The 23,023-nt window shown below is 71.2% G+C and carries 24 protein-coding genes; 11 read left to right on the forward strand and 13 right to left on the reverse strand.

What is annotated here, in order from left to right; genetic code table 11:
* Positions 1–203: 203 nt before the first annotated feature.
* The gene (locus ACIA5D_RS03990) at positions 204–815 is read left to right on the forward strand and encodes a hypothetical protein (protein WP_396028303.1); all 612 of its coding nucleotides are present in this window, start codon (positions 204–206) and stop codon (positions 813–815) included.
* Here ACIA5D_RS03990 and ACIA5D_RS03995 read toward each other — a convergent pair.
* The 7 genes from ACIA5D_RS03995 to ACIA5D_RS04025 form a co-directional block, all read right to left on the reverse strand.
* Positions 812–2,164 carry a DUF4407 domain-containing protein gene (locus tag ACIA5D_RS03995; protein ID WP_396028304.1) on the reverse strand — a complete coding sequence of 451 codons (1,353 nt, stop codon included), beginning with the start codon at positions 2,162–2,164 and terminating at the stop codon, positions 812–814. The genes ACIA5D_RS03990 and ACIA5D_RS03995 overlap by 4 nt on opposite strands.
* 48 nt (positions 2,165–2,212) lie before the next feature.
* Positions 2,213–2,854, reverse strand: coding sequence for an SIMPL domain-containing protein (locus ACIA5D_RS04000; RefSeq protein ID WP_396028305.1), 642 nt, complete (start codon positions 2,852–2,854; stop codon positions 2,213–2,215).
* Between the two features lie 5 nt (positions 2,855–2,859).
* Positions 2,860–3,513, reverse strand: coding sequence for a hypothetical protein (locus tag ACIA5D_RS04005; protein ID WP_396028306.1), 654 nt, complete (start codon positions 3,511–3,513; stop codon positions 2,860–2,862).
* Complete coding sequence (locus tag ACIA5D_RS04010) at positions 3,513–3,842, reverse strand: hypothetical protein (RefSeq protein ID WP_396028307.1); 330 nt, start codon at positions 3,840–3,842, stop codon at positions 3,513–3,515. The genes ACIA5D_RS04005 and ACIA5D_RS04010 overlap by 1 nt, the downstream gene beginning before the upstream one ends.
* A complete protein-coding gene (locus ACIA5D_RS04015; protein ID WP_396028308.1) occupies positions 3,842–4,294 on the reverse strand; it encodes a hypothetical protein in 453 nt (150 codons plus the stop codon). Before ACIA5D_RS04015 ends, ACIA5D_RS04010 begins: the two co-directional genes overlap by 1 nt.
* 264 nt (positions 4,295–4,558) lie before the next feature.
* The gene (locus ACIA5D_RS04020) at positions 4,559–5,539 is read right to left on the reverse strand and encodes a S8 family peptidase (RefSeq protein WP_396028309.1); all 981 of its coding nucleotides are present in this window, start codon (positions 5,537–5,539) and stop codon (positions 4,559–4,561) included.
* A 116-nt stretch (positions 5,540–5,655) separates the two neighbouring features.
* Positions 5,656–6,894 (reverse strand): hypothetical protein, encoded by a 1,239-nt coding sequence (locus ACIA5D_RS04025; RefSeq protein ID WP_396028310.1) that lies wholly within the window; start codon positions 6,892–6,894, stop codon positions 5,656–5,658.
* On the opposite strand from ACIA5D_RS04025, the gene ACIA5D_RS04030 reads away from it, so the two are divergent.
* Entirely contained in the window at positions 6,878–7,078 is a 201-nt protein-coding gene (locus tag ACIA5D_RS04030; RefSeq protein ID WP_396028311.1) for a hypothetical protein, read from the forward strand. The genes ACIA5D_RS04025 and ACIA5D_RS04030 overlap by 17 nt on opposite strands.
* 43 nt (positions 7,079–7,121) lie before the next feature.
* Here ACIA5D_RS04030 and ACIA5D_RS04035 read toward each other — a convergent pair whose 3' ends face one another.
* The 3 genes from ACIA5D_RS04035 to fdxA all read right to left on the reverse strand — a co-directional run bounded on the left by ACIA5D_RS04035 (position 7,122) and on the right by fdxA (position 9,052).
* On the reverse strand, positions 7,122–7,541 hold the full coding sequence (locus ACIA5D_RS04035; protein ID WP_396028312.1) for a hypothetical protein: 420 nt from the start codon (positions 7,539–7,541) through the stop codon (positions 7,122–7,124).
* 99 nt (positions 7,542–7,640) lie between these two features.
* On the reverse strand, positions 7,641–8,732 hold the full coding sequence (gene dapC / locus ACIA5D_RS04040) for a succinyldiaminopimelate transaminase (protein ID WP_396028596.1): 1,092 nt from the start codon (positions 8,730–8,732) through the stop codon (positions 7,641–7,643).
* A complete protein-coding gene (gene fdxA, locus ACIA5D_RS04045) occupies positions 8,729–9,052 on the reverse strand; it encodes a ferredoxin (protein ID WP_396028313.1) in 324 nt (107 codons plus the stop codon). Before fdxA ends, dapC begins: the two co-directional genes overlap by 4 nt.
* An 83-nt stretch (positions 9,053–9,135) precedes the next feature.
* On the opposite strand from fdxA, the gene ACIA5D_RS04050 reads away from it, so the two are divergent.
* Positions 9,136–10,101 carry a GNAT family N-acetyltransferase gene (locus ACIA5D_RS04050; RefSeq protein ID WP_396028314.1) on the forward strand — a complete coding sequence of 322 codons (966 nt, stop codon included), beginning with the start codon at positions 9,136–9,138 and terminating at the stop codon, positions 10,099–10,101.
* Here ACIA5D_RS04050 and ACIA5D_RS04055 read toward each other — a convergent pair.
* From ACIA5D_RS04055 to mshB, 3 genes are all read right to left on the reverse strand, one after another.
* Positions 10,098–10,568 carry a hypothetical protein gene (locus ACIA5D_RS04055; RefSeq protein ID WP_396028315.1) on the reverse strand — a complete coding sequence of 157 codons (471 nt, stop codon included), beginning with the start codon at positions 10,566–10,568 and terminating at the stop codon, positions 10,098–10,100. The two genes, ACIA5D_RS04050 and ACIA5D_RS04055, sit on opposite strands and share 4 nt — an antisense overlap.
* A 136-nt stretch (positions 10,569–10,704) precedes the next feature.
* The gene (locus ACIA5D_RS04060; RefSeq protein WP_396028316.1) at positions 10,705–11,184 is read right to left on the reverse strand and encodes a hypothetical protein; all 480 of its coding nucleotides are present in this window, start codon (positions 11,182–11,184) and stop codon (positions 10,705–10,707) included.
* The gene (mshB, locus tag ACIA5D_RS04065; protein ID WP_396028317.1) at positions 11,181–12,074 is read right to left on the reverse strand and encodes an N-acetyl-1-D-myo-inositol-2-amino-2-deoxy-alpha-D-glucopyranoside deacetylase; all 894 of its coding nucleotides are present in this window, start codon (positions 12,072–12,074) and stop codon (positions 11,181–11,183) included. Before mshB ends, ACIA5D_RS04060 begins: the two co-directional genes overlap by 4 nt.
* An 83-nt stretch (positions 12,075–12,157) precedes the next feature.
* Here mshB and ACIA5D_RS04070 point away from each other — a divergent pair, with 83 nt between their 5' ends.
* The 8 genes from ACIA5D_RS04070 (at position 12,158) to ACIA5D_RS04105 (ending at position 22,973) form a co-directional block, all read left to right on the forward strand.
* Positions 12,158–14,020 carry a prolyl oligopeptidase family serine peptidase gene (locus ACIA5D_RS04070; protein WP_396028318.1) on the forward strand — a complete coding sequence of 621 codons (1,863 nt, stop codon included), beginning with the start codon at positions 12,158–12,160 and terminating at the stop codon, positions 14,018–14,020.
* A 68-nt stretch (positions 14,021–14,088) separates the two neighbouring features.
* Complete coding sequence (locus ACIA5D_RS04075; RefSeq protein WP_396028319.1) at positions 14,089–14,643, forward strand: Uma2 family endonuclease; 555 nt, start codon at positions 14,089–14,091, stop codon at positions 14,641–14,643.
* 32 nt (positions 14,644–14,675) lie between these two features.
* Complete coding sequence (locus tag ACIA5D_RS04080) at positions 14,676–16,112, forward strand: TldD/PmbA family protein (protein ID WP_396028320.1); 1,437 nt, start codon at positions 14,676–14,678, stop codon at positions 16,110–16,112.
* A complete protein-coding gene (locus ACIA5D_RS04085; RefSeq protein WP_396028321.1) occupies positions 16,109–17,659 on the forward strand; it encodes a TldD/PmbA family protein in 1,551 nt (516 codons plus the stop codon). The genes ACIA5D_RS04080 and ACIA5D_RS04085 overlap by 4 nt, the downstream gene beginning before the upstream one ends.
* A 237-nt stretch (positions 17,660–17,896) precedes the next feature.
* Positions 17,897–18,907: a hypothetical protein gene (locus ACIA5D_RS04090; protein ID WP_396028322.1), complete on the forward strand. Its 1,011-nt coding sequence runs from the start codon at positions 17,897–17,899 to the stop codon at positions 18,905–18,907.
* A 312-nt stretch (positions 18,908–19,219) separates the two neighbouring features.
* On the forward strand, positions 19,220–20,026 hold the full coding sequence (locus ACIA5D_RS04095) for a hypothetical protein (protein WP_396028323.1): 807 nt from the start codon (positions 19,220–19,222) through the stop codon (positions 20,024–20,026).
* A gap of 14 nt (positions 20,027–20,040) precedes the next feature.
* Positions 20,041–21,963, forward strand: a complete 1,923-nt coding sequence (locus ACIA5D_RS04100; RefSeq protein WP_396028324.1) for a fumarate reductase/succinate dehydrogenase flavoprotein subunit — start codon at positions 20,041–20,043, stop codon at positions 21,961–21,963.
* Positions 21,963–22,973, forward strand: a complete 1,011-nt coding sequence (locus ACIA5D_RS04105; protein WP_396028325.1) for a succinate dehydrogenase/fumarate reductase iron-sulfur subunit — start codon at positions 21,963–21,965, stop codon at positions 22,971–22,973. Before ACIA5D_RS04100 ends, ACIA5D_RS04105 begins: the two co-directional genes overlap by 1 nt.
* Positions 22,974–23,023: the final 50 nt, after the last annotated feature.

Here is a 23,023-nt window from a genome sequence, read left to right on the forward strand (position 1 = left end):
ACCACCTCGAATTCGCCGTCACCGTTGCGATGCGCCGTCCCCCGTTGGGGTTAAGCCGGACAGGCCCACCTGTGCGATGTATCCGCGCGCAATGGCGGACCAAAAACCGATCACATGACCTTGGCTCCTCGGGGACCGTTGAACAACCAGTTCTATCGGGTCCCTCAGGAGGAACGCGCCCTCATGCGAAAGCAGTCACTCTCGTGATCAGGCTCGACGCGCTGAGCCGCCGGCGCGCCGCCGGTCGCGAGCGGACCGGGCACATCGAGCTGCGACCGTCCGATCACGAGGAGCCGACGTGGGAGGTCCGCCAGCCCGGTGACCAGCCCCGGCGCCGGCTGGACGGGCGCACCCGGGCGATCCTCTGGCTGGCCGCGGCCGCCGCGGTGGTGGTGAACGCCGGCGCGGCCTGGCTGTACTGGCAGATCACCGGCTCGGAGACCGGCCATTGGGGCGCCGCGACCACCGTCGAGATCGCACTGCGTGCCCGCTCGGACCTCAACCGTCCGTTGGCCGCCGGACAGACCGGCAACCTCACGGTGACGGTGACCAACGACGACGACGTCCCCATCAAGATCACCTCGGTGAGCCCCGGGGCCGGCCGCGTCGTGGCCGACGCGGAGCACCGCGAGCACGGTTGCCGGGACTCGGGGGTGCAACTGACCAGGGATCGGTTCGCCGTCTCGTGGGAGGTGCCGCGCAACACGATCGGCGCCTTCACCATCCCGGGCGCGCTGTCGATGCCGGCCGACTCACCCGCGGTCTGTCACGGCGCGTTGTTCACCGTGCCGATCCAGGCGTCCGGGAGCTCCTAGTCCTGGTTCTCGGCCGCCGGCAGGGTGCGCATCTCGTCCTCGGTGAAGATCACCGGGGTGCGGCGGTGGCGGCCACCGCCGGTCACCAGCTCGCCGCGCAAGGGCCGGTGATGCCGGCCGTGGTGGGCGGTCAGCTTGCGCACCTCGTCGGGCACGACCACCGACGTACGCAGCACCTCGCTGGCCCGCTCGGCCGACTCCCGGGCCACCCGCTCGTCGTGCACCGCGGCCTCGATGCCGTCGGCCACCACCTTGGCCATCGCCGCGCCGTAGGTGCGCGCGTCGTGGATCTCGCGCTCGTGCAGCAGCGCCGCCTCGTGCTCGCGGCGCCGGGCGATCCGGGCCTCGTTGCGCTCGTAGGCGTTGCTCCGGGAGACGAACTTCAGGCCGACCGCGGCGCAGTCCAGCGAGACCAGCAGCAGCGTGATGCCCAGGTAGAAGACGCCAACGCCCCAGAAGTCGCCGGTCACCAGGTGCCACATGGCCGCCGTCCGCGCGCCGAAGCCGGAGTCGTCCTTCACCGCCCGGCTGTTCGCCAGCCGCTGCTCCCCGATCTGCCGGGTGAGCTGGGCCTGCTCGGCGGCCCGGGCGTCGCGGGCGGCCCGCTGCGTGCCGAGCAGGTCGCCGGCCTGCCGGTCGAGCTGGGCGGCCTCGGCGTCGAGGCCGCGGGAGCGGTGCACGAGCTGGTCGCAGTAGCCGCCGCGCGGGCAGCCGGTTGATCTGGTGACGCCCTGGCCGGCCGCGTCGTCGACCGCCTGCTGGTAGAGCAGGCGCGCGTCCTGCCGCTTCTGTGCGGACCGGTCGGTCAGGTCGCGCACGGCCGCGTCGTCGGCCGCGGTCTCCCGCTTGAGCTGGTCGAGCCGGGAGGTCCAGGTGCCGATCGCGCCGCTCGTGTCGATCCGGCTGAGCTGCTGGTTGTGCACCTCGTTGAGCCGGGCGTCGATCTCGCCCTGGTAGCGGGCGAGCATCAGCGGCTCGGTGATGATCACCGCGAACAGGACGGCGAGGCCGAGCCGGCCGGCGTACAGGCCGAAGGTGGGCCTGCGCAGGAACTCGCGCGGGTCGGTGGACTCGAGCTTGTCGTAGCTGATCGACACCCGCCCCACGACGGCCCGGTCGAACGCGACCACGCCCGCCGCCACCAGCGGGCCGACCAGCCAGCGGTACCACGGCTGCTGGTAGTTCGAGCTGGCGTCGATGAAGGCCGCGCCGCCGACCGTGGCGTACACGAAGTACAGGACGATGAAGACGCCGATCGCGGAGTAGAGCACCTGGTCGGTGTGGGTGAGCACGCTGTCCGGGTTGACGTTCGCCACCCTCAGTAGGACGTCTCGGCGACCCTTGGGCATGATGCTGAGTCTTACGGATCATCCCCCGGTCGTGGGGTTTATTCGCCTTTATTGGCTTTGTTCGGATAGGTCGGGCTCGGTGATGGTGACCCGGACCAGCACCGAGGCCTGCACGGTCTGCCGCTGCGGATCGAGCTCCAGGGCCGGGGCGGGCCCGCGCTGGGCGTCGAAGGCCATGGCGCGAGCCGCGATCGGCACGACACCCCCGGCGCCGGCGATCTCGTCGGAGATCTCGACCAGCTTGTCGATCCGGGCGCCGACCGCCGACGCGTACTCCCGGGCCCGGTCGAGGGCGTCGGTGATCGCGGCCCGGCGGACCTCGGCGCCGGCCTTGCTGCCGCGCCGCAGCTGCCACCACGGCCCGAAGATCGAGACCTGCGCCATGCCGGCCAGGCGCGGCAGCATCTCGCCGAGCGCGCCGAAATCGGCCACGGTCACCGTGGTGTCGACGTTGCCGACGTACTCGCTTTTCTTGAAATCGGGATAGACCTGCACCCCGGCCGTCTCGCGGCGCTCGATCGCCTCGCCGTAGGCGTCGAGCTCGGCGCGGAGCACCGCGGACTGCTCGGTGAGGCGGGCCAGCACGGCGTCCTTGTTCTTGCCGCGGGCGGTCACCGAGACGTTGATGACGGCAATCTCGGGCGGGACCTCGCGAACGGCCTCGCCGCGCACCACGATCGTCGGCTGCATGACGTTCATTCTTCCCGCATGGCCATCTCGAGACGGTCCAGCGTGGTCACGATCCGGGCAAGCTCGGCCGGTGCCGCCTCGACGGCCTGGACGGCCGCCTCGGCCAGCCGATTCACCAGCTCGGCGCCGCGATGACCAACCTTTGTCACGTACGCCGCGCCGGCCGTGCCGATCTCCGTCAGCCATCGTGACGTGGCCGCCGCCTCCTCGGCCGCCACGTCGGCGGCGGTGATCTGCTCGCGCACTCGCCGGTCGTAGCTCTCGCGCGCGGCGCCGCTCCATGCCTCGAGGTCGCCGCGGCCGGTCATCTCGGCGGACAGGCCGGCCAGGTGCCCGGCGGCGCCGGCGAGATCGATCGCCGTGTCGAAGAGGGTGAACACGGGCACGGCCCGGTTCGCGGTCTCGGCCAGCGTGCCGAGCTCGGCCTCGATCCCGGGCCGCAGCCGGGCCACCAGCGCGTCGACCGCGGCCGCCGACGCGTCGATCTCGGCGGCGAGCAGGCGCGCCACGGCGTCCTCGCTTCGCCACAGGCGCGCGCGACGCAGCAGGTCGTGCAGGGCGGCGAGCAGCTCGGCCCACACCTCGCGAACCCTGGTGGTCGCCTCCTGCACCAGGTCGGTGGCCTCGCGGAACGCGCCGAGTGCCGCCAGGGCGTCCATCACCACACGCTGCCCAGCCGGTCGGCGGCGGCCCGGTCGCCCTCGTCGTAGGCGTCGGCGGCGGCGCGTAGGTCGCGGGCCATGCGGTCGAACTCCTTGCCGGCCCGGCCGAGCTGGGCGACGAGGCGCTCGCTGCGTTCCGCGTACGCCTCGGCGAACCCTGTCGCATGCTTCCCCAGGGAGGTCGCTTGCTTCTCCAGGGAGAACGCGTCGGCGTGCAGGGTCAGGTCGGTGAGCCGGGCCCGCACTGTGGTCACCGTTTCCGCCAGCTCGTCCCAGCTCTTCGCCTGCGCCCGCATGGCGTCGGCAGCGGCAGCGACGTCGTCCATCAGAGCTCCCCGCGAACCTTGGCCAGCTCGGCGAGCGCCTCGCGGGCGTCGGCCACCAGCCGGTCGGTGTCGCCGGGGACCGGCCGGGCGAGGAGCTCGGCCCTCTCGATCCGGCCGCCGCGCAGATGAAGGCGGAACAGACCACGCGGGCCGTCGACGACCCGGAGGGTCTCGCGCTCCCGAAGCCGCTTGCCGGCGTCGTCGATCAGGCGGTAGGCGTCGGCGATCTGCGCGCGGAGGTCGCTCTCCCCCTCGGGCCGAGCGTGCGCCGGCTCCCGTTCCGGCAACGGAGCGTAACCGTGACGGCGCAGAATCATCGGAACGAGCGCGGCCTTCATGCGCGCGCTCTCGAGCGCCTCGAGCAGTCCGGCCGCCACGCGACCCGGACCCAGCGCGGACCACCAGGACGGGTGCAGGCTGAGGTCGACGAACCGGCCCAACGCGTCAACCACGGCAAACGCCGTGCCGGTGCGATCAGGCCCGCCGATCCGATCGAGCCGAGGCGGCGGACCACCGCCACGGGCACGAATCGCCATATCCTCTACTTCGGTCACGAACCGGCGCGCGTCCCCCACGCGTGCGTCGTCGTCCCGTTCCGCTTGAACGGATGGAAACAACGTAGATCCCCCCAGATCTGAGCGCACCGAGAGTAACGCACAGGGGGATACGCATTCGACCCCTCGAATGCGTGCGTTCGTGCCAATCCGCGCTGTTGATCAGGTCTTTCGACGGGCTCTCACGATCATGAAGAGGGCGAGGCAGAGCATCAGCAGAAGCACACCCACCGCCACGAACAGCAACGGAGGCGGAGCCTTGGTCTTCAAGACCGGTGCATAGGCGACCGGATTGTCGTCCTGCGCCGGTGCTGGGGAGGCGGCGGTTGCGGTCGCGCTGGGTGGCGTTCGCGGCGCGGTCAGCGCGGCGAGCGCGTCGACCTGCCCGTACCCGTAGTAGTCGTCGCGTCCCTTGGTGCCGCGGTCGATCGCGGTGCGGGTCAGACGGTCGGCCACCTCGGCGGCGGACATGTCGGGGTAGCGGGCCCGCATCAGAGCGGCAATGCCGGAGACCAGGGCGGTCGAGTCGCTGGTGCCGTGCACGACCTCGTACCGGTTGTGCGGTCGCGCCACGGTCATCGCGGTGCCGTAGGCGACGATGTCGAGTTGGTCGCCGTAGTTGGAGAACGACGCGGCCTTGTTCTTCCGATCCACCGCACCGACAGCGATCACGCCGGGTAGCGCAGCCGGGAACGCGACCTGCTTGTGGTCGTTGCCGGACCCGGCCACGAGCACCACATCGGCAGCGACGGCCTCCTCGACCGCCTCCCTCATAGCGTCGCCCGCATCGTACTGAGCGAACGACATGTTGATCACCTTGGCGCGGTGCTGGACGGCCCACCGGATGCCCTCGGCGATCAGAGGTTGGTCACCGGTCGGCGTCACCGACATCACCTTGCTGCGCGGCGCCACGCCGAGCAGGCCATCACCGTCGCCGTGGCCCCGGCCGGCGATCAGAACGGCCATCCCGGTGCCGTGCGGCCCGCTGTCGAGGTCGTCGTCCTCGACGTCACGGGCTATGTTGCGGCCGGGGACCATCGCACCACGCAGGTCCTGATGAGCACCGTCGACACCGGAGTCGACCACCGCGACGACCACCCCCTCGCCGCCCTTGCCGGCCTTCTGAGCCTCCGCCAGCCGCATGGGGGCGAAGTACCACTGGCTGTCCCGCGTGCTATCGGCGTGGGCGGGGGTGCCAGTCAGTAGGACAACGAGGAGGGCGGCGCTCCCCGCAGCGCCGCCCCTGCGAAGAAAATGGATCACCCGCGCCAGCCGATCACATTCGGGCCGGGATCGTGCCGTGGGTCTTCGGTGGATGGCGCGATCACCGGATCGACGCCCTCGGCCACCTCCCACGGATTGTCGGGGTCGAAGCCGTGGCTGTCGTCGCCGGACTGACGGCGGCCCGCACGGCCGGGGGAGCTGGCCATCGCGCCGGTGTTGCGGTTCGGCCCGACCGGGTCGTCGGGAAGCCAGGACGGGCGTGGTTGGCGATTCCCGCGTTTGCCCGCCGTCGTGCCGCGGCCACCGCTAGCACTGCCCAAGCCTTCACCCGTGATGCCCCCGCCGCCGCGAATGCCGCGGGCACCACCTGGCTCCTCCAGGCTGCCACCGAGGGTGCCTGCTCGGCCTGTTCGGCCCGCTCGGCTGCTCAGGCCGCCACGGCCACCGGCGGTGCCGATCGGGCCGGCACCTGAGCGACCGACGCCGCCCCCCACTGCCGGTTCGCCGATGACACCGCCCGGCGTGGCGGGTCGAGCCAACCGCCCACCGCGCTGGCCACGCCCGGTCGGAGCGATCGGGGCGCCACCGCCGGTGGGCAGCAGGCCGGGCACCACTGGGCTGATTGGACCGCCGCCACCGCCGCCACCTGGGATCCCTATCGCCTCGCCACCTGGCACGATCGGGGCGCCGCCGGGTGGGGTGATCACACCGGCCAGATCGGGTCCACCGCCGCCAGGCACCGCGCCACCCACGCCACCGCCGACCGCACCGCCGCTACCGGCGACAGCTCCACCGACGCCGACCGATCCGCCGGTGTCGGCGCTCGACTGGCCACCGCCGTCCGGCGTCGTGGGGTTCTGCCCAGGCAGGGGTGGGACCGGATCGTGCCTCACTGAGGCGCTGATTCCCGCAGAGCCCGAGGTGGAGGTCGTCCGGGACGGACTTCCGTTGTCCTCGCCAGACCCCGGCTCGTCGATCTGATCTTCGAACGGCTTGTAGCTGTCGGGGACCTTGAGCAGGGCAACCGAATCCTCGACCGCACGCTCGGCGCTGATCATCGCCTTGCGCGCCTCGTCGTCGATCTCGTCCTCGGCGTTGTCCCACCAGCGCGGGACCAGGTCGTCGCTCTTGTCCTTGTACCTCTCCCAGAGAGGCTGGATCGTCGTCTTCGCCGTCTGGATCGCGGTGAGGATGTTGTCGAGACCGCTGGCCGTGGAATCGGCGTCGGCCGAGGCCGAATCCAGGCGGGCAATCAGGGTGTCGAGCTCGGCCACGAAGGCGGCCGACGACTCGTTCTCCTCCGGGGGCCAGGCCGCGACCAGCTCGGCTCGTGCGGTCAGCAACGACGCGCGCTGGCTGCGCACCGAGCCGGCCAGTGTGCGCCACGCGCTCACCTGCTGGCGGCCGGGGCCGTCGTCCTCGTTCATCACCATCGACCACAGCCGGGGCGTGTTGTAGGCGCCCCAGTTCGTGCACCAACTGCTGGTCAGCACCGGGTCGCTCATACCGCCTCAGCCCCTCCCGCGTGGCGGGTGGTGGGATGGCCGTCGACCTCGGCGCGGCGCTGCTGAGAGTCGGCCACCGCCTCGGCCATGAGCCCGCGCACGTCGGAGGCGCGCTGGGCGGCCCGGCCGTCGGTGGCGTCGAGCGCCGTCGCGACCTTGCCGGCTGCCGCGGCCAGCACTCGCGCGGCCTCCATATAGGCCACGACGTTGTCAGTCGAGGCCTTCAGGCTCTGCGCGTAGCGCTCCTTGGCCGCGTGCACGCCGCCGCTGGCGCTGGTTGCCCCGAACTCGACCCCGGAGGAGAGGTCCACGCTGGCGCGCGAATACCCCGATTCCAAGGTCTGTGCCGTGTCGTTCTGGACCTGGTTGGAGAACTTGTTCAGCCCGTCGGTCTCGACGCGCACTCCGTCGGCCACGACCGCCTCCCCGCAGCGTCGTCGTCTGATAACGCCCCGAGGGTAGCGATGGTTGTCGACGTGAGGGAACCCCATCTGCCACGAGCAGATTACGTTGCGTCAGGTGAGGCGGGCCACTGCGGCGGCTACTCGTTCATCGGTGGCGGTCAGTGCGACGCGTACGTGCTGGGCCGCGGCCGGGCCGTAGAAAGCGCCGGGCGCCGCGAGGATGCCCAGCTCGGCGAGGTCGCCGACGGTCTTCCAGCAGTCTTCCGCGCGGGTCGCCCACAGGTAGAGGCCGGCCTCGGAGTGGCTGATCTTGAAGCCCGCCTTGGTCAGCGCCGTACGCAGCACGTCGCGGCGGGCCGAGTAACGCTCCCGCTGGTGGCCGACGTGTTCCTCGTCGCCGAGCGCGGCGATCATCGCAGCCTGTATGGGGGCAGGAACGATCATGCCGGCGTGCTTGCGCACCTCGAGCAGGCGCGCGATCAGCGCCGGGTCGCCGCCGAGGAAGCCGGCGCGGTAGCCGGCCAAGTTCGACCGCTTGGAGAGCGAGTGCACGGCGATCACGCCGGTGTAGTCGCCGTCGGTCACCCGGTCGTCGAGCACCGAGACCGGTCGGGTCTCCCAGCCCAGCGCCAGGTAGCACTCGTCGCTGACGACCGTGACGCCGCGCTCGCGGGCCCAGGAGACGACCTTACGCAGGTGGTCGACCGGGAGCACCTTGCCGGTCGGGTTGGACGGCGAGTTGATCCAGATCAGCTTGATGCGGGGGTTCGGCCCGAGTCCGGTGAGCGAGTCGCTGCGGACCACCGTCGCGCCGGCGAGCAAGGCGCCCACCTCGTACGTCGGGTAGCACACCGACGGGATCGCCACGACGTCGCCGGGGCGGACGCCGAGCAGCGTGGGCAGCCAGGCGACCAGTTCCTTCGAACCGATCGTGGGCAGCACGCCGAGCTCACCCGAGGCGCCGCAGGCCCGGCCGATCCAGCCGGCGATCGCCGCGCGGAGCGCCGGGGTGCCCGCGGTCAGCGGGTAGCCCGGCGCGTCCGACGCGTCGGCGAGCGCACGGCGGATGAGCGGCGGAACCGGGTCGACGGGGGTGCCGACCGACAGGTCGACGATGCCGCCCGGGTGCGCGGCGGCCTTGGCCTTCGCCGGCTCCAGCAGGTCCCAGGGGAAATCCGGCAGGGCCGACGCGAGAGCGCTCAGTGGTCTTCCCGGGGCGGCTGGGCGGCCACGAACGCGGCGTCCTTGTCGATCTTGCCCTTCTTGGCGGCGCCGCCGGGCGAACCGAGGTCCTCGAAGAACTCGTAGTTCGCGTTCGTGTAGTCCTTCCACTGGTCCGGCACGTCGTCCTCATAGAAGATCGCCTCGACCGGGCACACCGGCTCACACGCACCGCAGTCCACACACTCATCGGGGTGGATGTACAGCATCCGGTTGCCCTCGTAGATGCAGTCGACCGGGCACTCCTCGATGCATGCCTTGTCGAGCACATCGACGCACGGCTCAGCGATGATGTAGGTCACGGGTCTTTCCCTCCAAAGCCACGCCGCGGGAAACCACCCGCGACAGATGCAGAGCCTAGTATCTCCGCCGGAGGAGGTGACACGTGCTCCGTCGGCAGGATGTGGGACACAGGGTGGTGGTACGCCGGATTGTAGGCGTGTCCCAGGAGCGAACGCTGTATTCCGACGCACTCGGAGAGCTGGTCGACCTCACCGAGACCGAACTCACCATCGCCACCGAGAAGGGCACGCTGCGGGTGCCGCTGCACGAGGTGCACCGGGCAAAACGCGTCCCCGCCGCCCGCCGGCCACCGGCCGCCGACGTGATCGACCTCGAGCTCGCCGCCAACGACGCCTGGCCTGCTCCGATCCAGTCCCGGCTGGGCAGCTGGATCCTTCGTGCGGCGGGCAACTGGACCGGACGTGCCAACTCGGCGCTCGCCGTGGGCGACCCCGACCGCACGCTGGAGGCCGCGATCGACGCGGTCGTCGAGTGGTACGCGGCACACGGCCAGCAACCGCTGATCAACGCGCCGATGCCGCTGGCCGCGCCGGTCAACGCGGCCCTCGGCGAACGCGGCTGGACCGCGCGGCCGCTCACCCTGGTGCAGACCAGCTCGATCGGGTCGCTGCTCGCGGCTATCCCGGCGCGGGGCGACCTGCCGCCGGTCGAGCTGGCCGACTCCCCCGGCGAGGACTGGTTCGCCATGGTGGCCGAGCACAAGGGCACGTTGCCACCGGCCGCGGAACGCATTCTCACCGGCGTACCCGACGTGGTTTTCGCTCGCGTCCACGACGCCGGCGGTGACCTGATCGCCGTGGCCCGCGGCGCGGTGACCGGCCCGGGCCGATGGCTCGGCATCTCGCTGCTGCAGACCGCACCGGCCGCGCGCCGCCGCGGCATCGCCCAGCAGGTGATGGGCGGCCTGGCGCAATGGGCGACGCAGCGCGGCAGCACGCGCGCCTACCTGCAGGTGGAGGAGCGCAACACGGCCGCGGTCGCGCTCTATGGCCGGGTGGGCTTCACCACACACCACACCTACCTGACCCGCGAAGCGCCCCTCGGCTAGCGGCGGACGACCTTGCGCGGCTTCGCGGCGCGGGTCTCGGTGAACGCCTTGAGCGAGCGCGAACGGTAGTCGCGGCCGAGCATCACGGCGAGCCAGTAACCAAGCAGCGTGCCCACGATCGCGAAGCCGGCGTAGAGCCAGACCTGCGAGAAGAAGTCGCCGGCGCCGCTGGAGAACGGCTCGCCGCCGCTGATGAACGGTCCGACGAGGACGGTCAGCAGCATGCCGCCGACCGCGCCGACCACCAGGTCGGGCAGCAGCCAATCGCTCGGGCGCTTGCGTTGGCAGGCGACGAACGTCCAGACGGCGAGGGTCAGGCCCAGCACGCCGAACATGACCAGTGTGGCGTTGCTCTCGGCCGAGTCGTCGCCGTCGAAACCGAGGCGGATGATCAGGCGGGCCACCACATTGATCGCGAACAACCCGACCGCCAGCGCCGCGGGCGGAAACCAGCGCTGCTCCCTCATGCGTCCCTCCCCGGGAAACCCCTGTCTGTGGCACGGGATCGTAACGCCAAGTGAACGTCCGGCGCTCGACCTGTCGGCCATCTTTGCGGATGACGCGCCGCGAGACCGTGGGGGCAAGCTGGGAGTCCGCTGCGAGTTATGCGCGAGGGATACGCCTGAGGATCTCGCGGTACGAGTACACGGCGAAGGTCAGGCTGCCGGCCAGGATCATCACGAGGGCGATCCAGTCGTCGCCACCGAGCAGATAGTCGCCCTCGTGGGTGCGCACGCCGGCGGCGAACAGCATCATGAGGGTCCACAGCGCCCACGGCGGGCCGAGCGCCCAGCGGCGTCCGGTGGTGGAGACCGCGAACCAGGCGATCGCCCAGTTGGCCACCACCGCGAGCAGGATCGCGACGCCGAGCAGCGGGCCGCTGCCCGAGCCGATCGGGTCGCCCTGCCAGATGGTCGCCAGGTCGCCCCAGCGCAGCGTGGTCAGCAGCAGCTCGAGCACGCCGGTGACGAGGGCCGCGGCGATCGCGACGAGCAGGCCGCCGACCCGGATGAGGGGTTCCCAGTTCTTGGGGGCGGGCTGCTCCGGCGCGTCCGGCTGGACCTCCTGCTGCGGCTGGATCATCTCGTCGCCGTCGCCGGCTGCTCTATTTTCAGGCCGCTGAACAGATCGCTCTCCCAGTTGTGCGGGCCATCGCCGGGGCCACGGCTCCCCTTGGCGAGCAAGAAATATTCCACGCCCATGAACTCGCCGCCGAAGTCGCCGGCGATGCCGTACAGCCAGGAGTTGTCGGGGATCTGGGTGGCGTGCGACCGCATCGCCGCGACCTTCCGCTGGTAGTGGTCGGTGCCGTCCATGCGGGCCGCGATCTCGTCGTCGGTGTGGCCGAACGGCAGATCCTCCACCTTCTCGACGTCGGCGAAGGGGTTGTCGTCGAGCTCGCGGAACGCCTCCATGCCCTCGCGGAGCACGCTGAGCGGCATCGCCGTCCAGTAGATCTTCTGCGGGCCGTCGGGGCCGGCCAGCTCGGCCGCGCGCATCGCCACCCGGTGCGCCTGGATGTGGTCGGGGTGGCCGTAGAAGCCGTTCTCGTCGTACGTGATCATGACCTGCGGCCGGATCTCCTTGATGACCTCGAGCAGGAGGGCGGCGGCCTCGTCGACGTCGGCGCCCCAGAACGCGCGCGGATGATCGTTGGTCGGCAGGCCCATCATGCCGGAGTCGCGGTAGCGGCCCGGGCCGCCCAGCAGGCGGTGATCGGTCACGCCGAGCGCGGCGCACGCACGCTGGAGCTCGACCAGGCGATAGCCGCCGAGCTGGTCGGCCTGCTTGGCCTCGAGCTGGGCCAGCTCGGGGACGTGTATCTCGCCCTCCTCGCCGAGAGTGCAGGTCACGAGCGTCACGTGAGCGCCGGCGGCGACGTAGTGGGCCATGGTGGCGCCGGTGCCGGTGACCTCGTCGTCGGGATGGGCGTGCACGAGCAGCAGGCGGCGCGCGGGCAGGGCGTCAGTCACGCGCGCAACTTTACGCGGGGGCACCGACAGCTTTCCTTCGCCGTGCTGCGAGTTTGCGGGGCGGAATGATGCCTTGATCAGCGATGCTGGACGGCGTGGACTACCCCGGACTTGCCGATCGCACCGGTCATTTCCGCTACGGCGCGCCGCACGCGGTGACGATCGGGGCCGATGGCGGCCGGGTGGCCTTCCTACGCTCGGCCGGGCCCGAGGACCCGGCCGCGGCGCTCTGGACGCTGACCGTGGCGACCGGGGTGGAGACGATGGTCGCCGAGGGGCCCATCGACGCGTACGCGGTGGACCGTGACGCCCGGACGGCGGCGTTCGCCCGCGACGGCCGGCTCTTCCGCGCCGACCTGGTGGACGGCGACGCCGCCGAGGTGGCGGCCGAGGGCGCCGCCCAGGATCCACGGCCCGACCCGACCGGCCGGTTCATCGGGTACGTGACCTTCGAGAGCGGCTCGGCGTCGCTGCGGGTCGTCGGGCCCGACGGCGACCGGCTGCTCGCCGGCGAGCTCGGCAACGCGTGGCGCGAGCACGGCGGGCTGATCTCGTGGGGCGTGCCCGACCCGGCGGCCGTGCAGTTCGGCCGGCAGCGCGGCTGGTGGTGGTCGCCCGACGGCGGCCAGATCCTGGCCACCCGCACGGCCGGCGCGACCAGCCTGCACCTGCTCGACCTGGACGAGGGCTGGGTCGACGTGCATTGGGACCGGGAGACCTATCCGTACGTGGTCAACGTGCGCTGGGCCGACGGCGGCGGGCCGCTGATGACCGTACTGCGCCGGATGCAGCAGCACGGGCTGGTGCTGGCGATCGACCCGCGCACCGGGGAGACGCAGGTGCACGCCGAGCTCGCTGACGCCCGCTGGGTGGAGCCGGTCGCCGGCACTCCGCGGCACCTGCCGGACGGCCGGGTGCTGGTCGGGGGCGAGCTGGCGCACGACGGCTTCGACGCGCGCTGCCTGTTCGCCGACGGGAGCCTGCTCACCCCGCCCGGCCTCTACGTGCGGCGGGTGGTGGGCACGCTGCCGCGGGCCGGCGCCCCGACCGGCGCGCCCGACCTCGTGGTGGAAGGGACCGACGGCGACCCCTCGGCGCAGTCGGTGTTCCGCGTCCGTACCTCATTGGGCGGAGGCGGCGCGGAAGCGCGCAAAATCAGCATGACCCCCGGCTGGCATCGCGCCGAGGCCAACGGCGACGTCCTCGTCCTCGACGACACCGTGTGGCGCGGCGATGCCCGCGTCGCCACCCTCCGCAACTTCGCGGCGCCGCTCCCCTACCACCCCCGCCCGATCCTCGAACGCGTCACCGACCGGCGCCTGCCCGCCGCCGTGCTGTACCCCGCCGGCTTCGTCGGAGGCTCGAAGATCCCCGTACTGGTCACGCTCGGCGACGGCACCGGCCACCAACAGGTCGTGACCGACCCGGCGGCCTGGCAGGAGCGGCAATGGTGGGCCGACGCCGGCTTCGCGGTGGTCAGTGTCGATTCCAGGGGTACGCCCGGAGTGGCGCCCAGCTTCGAGAAGGTGGTGCACCGCCGCCTCGGCGACGTGGCCCTGTCCGACCAGGTCGACGCCTTGCACGCGCTCGTCGGCAAGCATCCCGACCTCGACCTGAACGCGGTGTCGGTGCGGGGCACGGGCCTCGGCGGCTGGCTGGCGGCGATGGCGGTGCTGCGGCGCCCGGACGTCTTCCACCGGGCGGTGGCCCGCGACCCGGTGACCGACTGGTACCGCCTGCCGGCGCCGTTCGCCGAGCGATATCTCGGCGACCGCTCGGACGCGGCGGACGTCTACGCCCACCACAGCCTGGCCGAGGCGGCCGCCCAGTCGGATCGCTCGCGCCCGCTCCTGCTGGTCGGCGCCGACCTCCCCGGCCTCGAGTCGGTCCCGACTGCCTCACTTGACGAGGAGCTAGCCTTCCTGCGGGAGCATCCTGGACGGTAGTCGCGAGGAGAGTTGTCATGAGACTAGTATTTGTGAGAGAGTCTGACCTCGATCACACGGGAGACGCCATGACGACAGCCATCTTCAGCGACGGGCATGCGCTGACCGAGGAGGAGTTCCTCGCGATCGGTGAGACGCCCGAGCGCATCGAGCTCTTTGACGGGAGCCTCCACGTGAGCCCGGGTCCCACCCCACGCCATCAAAGGATCTCGCTCCGCCTCGCCATGAAGCTGAACGCCGCCGCGGAGGCGGCGGGTCTTCAGGTGCTCGAGGGAGTGAATGTCCGTGTCGGCCCAAGCAGAATTCCCATTCCCGACCTTGTCCTCGCGAGTGACATCGATCTGGACGAGCTGATCATCGACGCCTCCGACGTCCATTTCGTCTGCGAGATCACCTCGCCGTCCAACGCCTCGACCGACAAGGTGCTCAAGATGCACTACTACGCGGTCGCCGGCATCCCGTGGTATCTCCTGATCGACACCAGGGCGCGCACTCTGCTCCTCTATCGCCTCGAGGGCGACCGGTACCTCGAGGAGGCCGCCTGTGAAGCCGGCGACGTCCTCCGACTAACCGAGCCGGTCGCCGTCTCCATCGACACCGCCGAGTTGCTTCCGGCGCTCTGAGTTTTGTCGTACCGGTCGCCTAGGGTCGGTGCATGAGCCACTTCGATGAGGCGTATTCGGCGGTTCAGGCCGCTCTTGACGCCGGGGCGCGTTATGCGGACGCACGCATCATGGTGCGCCGCACCGAGTCGATGACCGCCCGTGACGGTGACGTCGAGGATCTGAGCTCCGACGAGAGCGCCGGTCTCGGCGTCCGTGCCCTGGTGGGGTCCAGCTGGGGTTTCTATGCCGTGCCCGACCTCTCCGACGCGGCCGCCCGCGCGGCCGGGCGCCGCGCCGCGCAGATCGCCGCGGCCAGCGCGACCGTGCCGGGTCCGCCGATCGATCTCGTGCCCGCCGGCGCCGGCGAGGCCAGCTGGGCCAGCGACTGCGTGATCGACCCGCTCGGCGTGCCGCTGTCCACCAAGGGCGACCTGCTCGTCCGGGCGACCGCCGCGGCGAAGGACGCGGGCGCCGACATCGCCGAAGGCCTCTACCAGATCTGGGACACCCGCAAGTGGTTCGTCTCCAGCGACGGTCACCGCATCGACCAGCACATCCGCGAATGCGGCGCGGGGCTGTCGGCCAGCGTCATCGGCGACGGCGAGATCCAGCGCCGGTCCTGGCCGTCGTGGGGCGGCCAACACGGCACGCGCGGCTGGGAACTCGTCGACGAGCTCGACCTGGTCGGCAACGCGCCGCGCATGGCCGAGGAGGCGCGCGCCCTGATCACCGCGCCGCTGTGCCCGGCGGGCGAGACCACGTTGATCCTCGGCGGCGAGCAGCTCGCCCTGCAGATCCACGAGTCGGTCGGTCACGCCATCGAGCTCGACCGCATCCTCGGGTGGGAAGCGGCGTTCGCCGGCACCAGCTGGCTCGACCTGGAAAGGCTCGGCTCGCTGCGCTACGGCTCCGAGCTGATGAACATCACGATCGACCCACGCATCCCGGGCGCGCTCGGCAGCTTCGGCTACGACGACGAGGGCACCCCCGCCACCAAGCGCGACGCGGTCCGCGACGGCATCTGGGTCGGCGTGCTCGCCGGGCGCGATTCCGCGGCCGTGGCCGGGCTCGACTACGCGGGCAGCGTGCGCTCCGACGGCTGGGCGAGGCTGCCGATGGTCCGCATGACCAACGTGGGCCTCGAGCCGGGGCCACACACCCTCGACGAGATCATCGAGGCCACCGACGACGGCGTCTACATGGAGACCAACCGGTCCTGGTCGATCGACGACCGGCGGCTCAACTTCCAATTCGGATGCGAGATCGGGTACGAGGTGAGGAACGGCAAACGCGGCCGCATGCTGCGCAACCCGACCTACACCGGCATCGGCCCCAAGTTCTGGCAGTCGATGGACATGCTCTCCTCCGAGATCGTCCCCTGGGGCACGCCGAACTGCGGCAAGGGCCAGCCCGGCCAGGTCGGGCACACCGGTCACCCGGCGGCGCCGGCCCGGTTCACCAACGTCCGGGTGGGGGTGCGCGGATGACCGCCGACATCAGCCGGACCGGCGCCGAGCTCGAGCTGGCCGCCCGCGTGGTCGAGATGGTGCGCTCCCTCGTCGGCCCGGCCGCGCAGGCCGAGGTGGTGGTCTGGCACAACGCCGAGGCGCTGACCCGCTTCGCCAACTCGGCCATCCACCAGAACGTCGCCGACGCGACCACCACGGTCCGGCTGCGGATGCACGTCGACGGCCGCACGGCCGGCGGCTCCACCACGATCACCTCCGCCGACGGGCTGCGTGCGCTGGTCGAGCGTACGGCCGACGCGGTACGGCTCAGCCCGGCCGACCCGACCTGGCCCGGCCTGACCCCGCCCTCGCCGCTGCACGTCTCGGCCGGTCATCCCGGCTCGGGCGAGCGCTCGGGGCTCGACTTCGGCTTCGACGAGGCGACCGCGCGGGCCGACCCCGGCGAGCGGGCCGCGCGGGTGCGCGATTTCGTCCGGGCCGCCGGCGGCCTTGAGACGGCCGGTTTCTGCCGCACGGTCTACACCTCGACCGCCTTCGCGAACAGCGCGGGCCAGGCCGCCGAGGGACGCGCCGCCGAGGCGGCCATGGACGGCATCGCCCGCGTCAACGGCTCCGACGGCGTGGCCCGTCTGGCCAGCGGCCGCCTGGCGACCCTCGACGGCGCGGTGCTGGGCGAGCGGGCCGCGGCCAAGGCGCGGGCCGGGGAAAGGCCGATCGAACTGCCGCCCGGGCGCTACGAGGTGGTGCTGGAGCCCGAGGCGGTCGCCGACATGCTCGGCAACTTCGCGCTGTTCGGGTTCAACGGCAAGTCGTACGCGCAGCGGCAGTCGTTCGCCGAGCTGGGCGCCGAGCAGTTCGACCCGTCGGTGACCATCGTGGACGATCCGCTGGGCAGCCGGGGCGAGCCCGCGCCGGGCCTGCCGTTCGACACCGAGGGCACCCCGCGGGCAACGCTGGTGCTGGTGCGCGACGGGGTGACCAAGGCGGTGGCCCACGACCGGCGCTCGGCGGCCGAGGTGGGCGCCGAGTCGACCGGGCACGCCTCCTCCGAGTCGCGCACGTGGGGCCCGATCGCCACGAGCATGCGGCTCGAGGCGGCGCCGGCCGCGACCGAGCCGGTCCTGCCGCCGGCCGAGCCGGGCCCGCCGGCCGAGCCGGGCCCGCCGGCCGAGCCGGGCCCGCCGGCCGAGCCGGGCCCGCCGGCCGAGCCGGGCCCGCCGGCCGAGCCGGGGCCGACGGCCGAGTCGGCCCGCCCGCTGGTCGCGCACATGGAACGGGGCCTGCTCATCACCGACTTCTGGTACACCCGGGTCCTCGACCCGAAGAGCCTGGTCATCACCGGCCTCACCCGCAACGGCGTCTGGCTGGTGGAAGACGGCGAGGTCACCGCGGCGGTGGGCAACATGCGGTTCACCCAGTCCTACCCACAGGCGCTGGGCATCGGCATGGTGCGCGGCATCGGCGCCGAGTCGGTGCTGCTGCCCGACCGCTGGTCGGGTGTCCGCTTCGCGGCGCCCGCCCTGCACCTGGCCAGTTGGAACCTCACCGGCAACGCCTCGGGCTGATCCGCGCGGTGCGCGGGCCGGCGGCTGGTCGCCGGCCCGCGTCGCGTTTGCCGGCGGGCATCGGCGATCTCGACGGTGCCCGCGGGCGTCCGCGTAACGGCCCAGGTGCAGCATTGGCATTGACCGCCGTGTTTCACTGGGCCGGTGAGCGACGCGCCGCGCGACCCTGACCAGGACGACGCCCCGACCAGCCGCTTCTCACTCGGCCGGGAGCGGCCGGAGCACGCCGACGAGCCGGTGACCGGCGCCCCGGCCGGCGCGGCCGATCCGTCCAATTTGGGCGCGTCGTCCAGCTGGTCCTTCGGCGGATCGCCCTCCAGCGCCTCCGGCGGATCCGGCTGGGCGTCATCCTCGGACGAGAGCGACGAGACAACCGCGGGCTTGGCCTCGGGCGCGGGCTCGACCACGGGCGCGGTTCCGGGAGCCGGCGCTGCAGTCGGCTCCGGCGTGAACGACCAGGCGTCTGCCCCCGGGTCGGCGGGGCAAGCGGGCGGCGCACAAATGGGTGGACAGGCGGCGGGCCAAGCGGGCGGCGGACAGGCGGCGGGCCAAGCGGGCGGCGGGCAAGCGGCGGGCCAAGCGGGCGGCGGGCAAGCGGCGGGCCAAACGGGCGGCGGGCAAGCGGCGGGCCAAACGGGCGGCGGACAGGCGGCGGCCCAAGCCGGTGGCGGGCAAGCGGCGGGCCGCAAGCCTGCCCGGCGGCGGATGCTGGGCTTCGGGCCGGCGGTGACCGATCCGAGGGACGAGCGGCAGCGGCGGCGACGGCGCTGGTTCGTGGTGGGTATCTCGATCGGAGCGGCGGTCGTCGTGCTCGCGATCTGTGCGGGCGGGCTCTCGATCGTGTCGGCGATCGACGGGGCGCGAGACCGGGCCGCCGATGCCCGGGATGCGCGGGCCGTGCGTGAGACGAACTGCCTCGACCTCGAGCGCCGGCTCAACCGCCTGATCCCGCCCGGCGCCACCGCCGGCCCGGCCGCGCGGGCGAACGCCGTCCGCGACGAGAACTCGGCCGTCCGCATCTACGTCGACCAGTTGGACTCGCAGCGGGACGAAGACGCCTGGCGGCAGTTGCTCGACGCGCGCACGGTGTTCGCCGACGCGCTGGATCGGCAGGCCAAATCCCGTACGCCCGCGTTTTATGTTGCCCCCAGGACCACCGACGGCCTTGCCGTGACCGACGAGCTCGAGCAATGGTCGCCGGCGCAATGCGCCGGACCGATCCGCCGGTTGGCGGCGCCGGAGCTCTGATCGAAGCCGACGCCGGGCAAGCCGGCATCAGGGGGCAAACCAGCATCAGGGGGCAAGCCGGCCTCACCGCTCAAGCCAGCCTCGCTGGGCAAAACCGGCGCTACACAAATCGGGCGTTCTCAAGATCAAGTATCTCGTTTGCCCTTGTCGATGTGAATGGGCCTCAAATTTTGTGACATAGACATCATCCCTGAGCCGCAAAGCGTCTGAGCCCCGGCGTAACGTGTGCCACACATCACGGACGCATGGCGGCTGTGGGGCTCTCTCGCCCGTTAACAGCCGGGTCATATGACAGGCACGTCAGGAGATCGAATGACGACGACGGCAACGAGGCCGGGCGCGGGGCAAGCACGCGCAGCGATCACGGCCAAGACGTTGCGTACCGACCGGTGGTGGTTTCCCCCACTCGTCACCTTCGTGGGTCTAGCGGCATGGGTCATCTACGCGACCGTCCGCGTCTTCATGCACAAGTGGTATTACGTCGAGGACTTCCACTACCTCACGCCGTTCTACTCACCGTGTATCACCGACCGGTGCGTCGAGGGCTCGGCCGAGTTCGGCACGTTCCTGCCCAGCTTCTGGCTCATCCCCGAGGCCGCCCTCACGCTGCCGTTCCTGCTGCTGTTCCGGCTGACGTGCTACTACTACCGCAAGGCGTACTACCGCGCCTTCTGGCTCTCCCCGCCGGCCTGCGCCGTGCCGGACTCCCACGCGAAGTACACCGGTGAGACCCGGTTTCCGCTGATCTTCCAGAACATCCACCGGTACGCGTTCTACGCCGCCGGGATCATCTCGCTGATCAACACGTGGGACGCGATCCGCGCCTTCCAGAGCCCCAGCGGGTTCGGCTTCGGCCTGGGCAACATCATCCTGGTCGGCAACGTGGTGATGCTCTGGCTCTACACGCTGTCCTGCCACTCCTGCCGGCACATCGCGGGCGGCCGCCTCAAGCACTTCTCCAAGCACCCGGTGCGCTATCGCTTCTGGACCTTCGTGTCCAAGCTGAACACGCGGCACATGGGACTGGCCTGGATCACGCTGGGCACGCTCGCGCTCACCGATTTCTACGTCATGGCGGTCTCCGCCGACTGGATCTCCGACCTGCGATTCATCGGCTGAGAGGAGCGACGACGATGACCACCCGCATCGAACGGCACCATTACGACGTCGTCGTGATCGGCGCCGGCGGCGCCGGCCTGCGCGCGGCGATCGAGGCCCGGCTGGCCGGTAAGCGCACCGCGATCATTTCCAAGTCGCTGTTCGGCAAGGCCCACACGGTCATGGCCGAGGGCGGCGCGGCCGCCGCCATGGGCAACGTGAACAGCAAAGACAACTGGATGGTGCACTACCGCGACACCATGCGCGGCGGCAAGTTCCTGAACAACTTCCGGATGGCCGAGTTGCACGCCAAGGAAGCCCCCGAGCGCATCTGGGAGCTCGAGACCTACGGCGCGCTCTTCGACCGCACCAAGGACGGCAGGATCTCGCAGCGCAACTTCGGTGGCCACGAGTACCCTCGCCTCGCCCACGTCGGCGACCGCACCGGCCTCGAGCTGATCCGCACGCTGCAGCAGAAGATCGTCTCTCTCCAGCAGGAAGACTTCGCGGCGACCGGCAACTACGAGTCCAAGATCCGCGTCTTCGCCGAGACCACGATCACCGAGCTCATGCTCGACGGCGACCGGGTCGCCGGCGCCTTCGGCTACTACCGCGAGACCGGTGAGTTCCTCCTGCTCGAGGCCCCGGCCGTGGTGCTCGCGACCGGCGGCGTCGGCCGCAGCTACAAGGTCACGTCGAATTCGTGGGAGTACACGGGCGACGGCCACGCGCTCGCCCTGCGCGCCGGCGCGACGCTGATCAACATGGAGTTCCTCCAGTTCCACCCGACCGGCATGGTCTGGCCGCCCAGTGTCAAGGGCATCCTGGTCACCGAGTCGGTCCGGGGCGACGGCGGCGTGCTGCGCAACTCCGAGGGCAAGCGGTTCATGTTCAACTACGTCCCCGACGTGTTCCGCAAGCAGTACGCGGACACCGAGGAGGAGGCCGACCGCTGGTACACCGACCCCGACAACAACCGCCGCCCGCCCGAGCTGCTGCCCCGTGACGAGGTGGCCCGGGCGATCAACAGCGAGGTCAAAGAGGGCCGCGGCACCCCGGCCGGCGGCGTCTATCTCGACGTCTCCACCCGCATGCCGGCCGAGACGATCATCAAGCGGCTGCCGTCGATGCACCACCAGTTCAAAGAGCTGGCCGACGTCGACATCACCAAGGAGCCGATGGAGGTCGGCCCGACCTGTCACTACGTGATGGGTGGCGTCGAGGTCGAACCCGACACCGCGGCGGCGGCCGGCACGGTGTCGGGCCTGTTCGCGGCGGGCGAGGTGTCCGGCGGCATGCACGGCTCCAACCGGCTCGGCGGCAACTCGCTTTCCGACCTGCTGGTCTTCGGCAAGCGGGCCGGCGAGCACGCCTCGTCGTACGTCGACGCGCTCACCAAGCGGCCCAAGGTCGCGACGTCCGACGTCGAGTCCGCGGTCGACGTGGCGCTCGCCCCGCTGCAGCGGCAGAGCGGCGAGAACCCGTACACGTTGCAGCAGGACCTTCAGGCGGTCATGGGCGACCTGGTCGGCATCATCCGCCGGGCCGGCGAGCTGACCGACGCGCTCAAGCGGCTCCAAGAGCTCAAGCAGCGGGTCGCCAACGTCGGCGCCGCCGGCGGCCGGCAGTACAACCCGGGCTGGCACCTCGCCCTCGACCTGCGCAACATGCTGGTGGTCTCGGAATGCACGGCCAAGGCCGCGCTCGAGCGGGAGGAGTCGCGCGGCGGTCACACCCGCGAGGACTTCCCGGCGATGAACCCCGACTGGCGGAAGGTCAACCTGGTCTGCTCGGTCGACAAGACCGGCGACGTGCACCTCGAGCACAAGCCACTGCCCAAGATGCGCGAAGAGCTGATCACCCTGTTCGACCGCGTCGAGCTGTCGAAGTACCTCACCGATGAGGAAATGACCGAGTTCGACGCGCTGGCCGGCGCGGGCATGACGGAGGCGAAGTAATGGGCACCAAGCGCCACTTCCGCGTCTGGCGCGGGGACTCGTCCGGCGGCGAGATCCAGGACTTCGATGTCGAGGTCAACGAGGGCGAGGTCGTGCTCGACATCATCCACCGCCTGCAGGCGACCCAGACGCCTGACCTGGCCTGCCGGTGGAACTGCAAGGCCGGCAAGTGCGGCTCCTGCTCGATGGAGATCAACGGCATGCCGCGGCTCGGCTGCATGACGCGGATGTCGACCTTCGAGGAGACCGAGACCGTCACGATCACGCCGCTGCGGACCTTCCCGGTCATCCGCGACCTGGTCACCGACGTCTCGTTCAACTACGAGAAGGCGCGCGAGACCCCCGCGTTCGCCCCGCCCGAGGGTGTGGCCCCCGGCGAGTACCGCATGCAGCAGGTGGACGTCGAGCGCTCGCAGGAGTTCCGCAAGTGCATCGAGTGCTTCCTGTGCCAGAACACCTGCCACGTCGTCCGCGACCACGACGAGAACAAGCCGGCCTTCTCGGGCCCGCGCTACTTCATCCGCGCGGCCGAGCTCGACATGCATCCGCTCGACGCGCGGGAAGACCGCAAGGAGTACGCGCAGGCGCATCAGGGCCTCGGCTATTGCAACATCACCAAGTGCTGCACCGAGGTCTGCCCCGAGCACATCAAGATCACTGACAACGCGATCATCCCGATGAAGGAGCGCGTCGTGGACCGCCGCTACGACCCACTGGTCTGGCTCGGCCGCAAGATCTTCCGCCGCGACCAGTTGGACGAGCCGTCCCGCACCCCGGCACCGGTCGGTGCGGCCGTGCCCGAGGTCCACACCGCGGGCACCCCGTTCACGAGCGCGCGCCCCGCCGAGGGCCCGCCGGTCCGCGGCGACGGCCGCATGGACGTCGCCGAACTGGCCCTGCCGCACCAGGGCGGCCCGTCCCCGTTCGGCGACGACCAGGATTTCCCGCTCGATCACATCACCTACACCCCGCCGGCCGCCGACAAGCCGGCGTCCGACGAATCCCACTGATCCGGGCTCACTGCAACGCATTCCAGCAGGAGGCCGCCGGTTTCTCGGCC

This window comes from Actinoplanes sp. NPDC051513 (genome assembly GCF_044454685.1).
Lineage (GTDB): Bacteria > Actinomycetota > Actinomycetes > Mycobacteriales > Micromonosporaceae > Actinoplanes.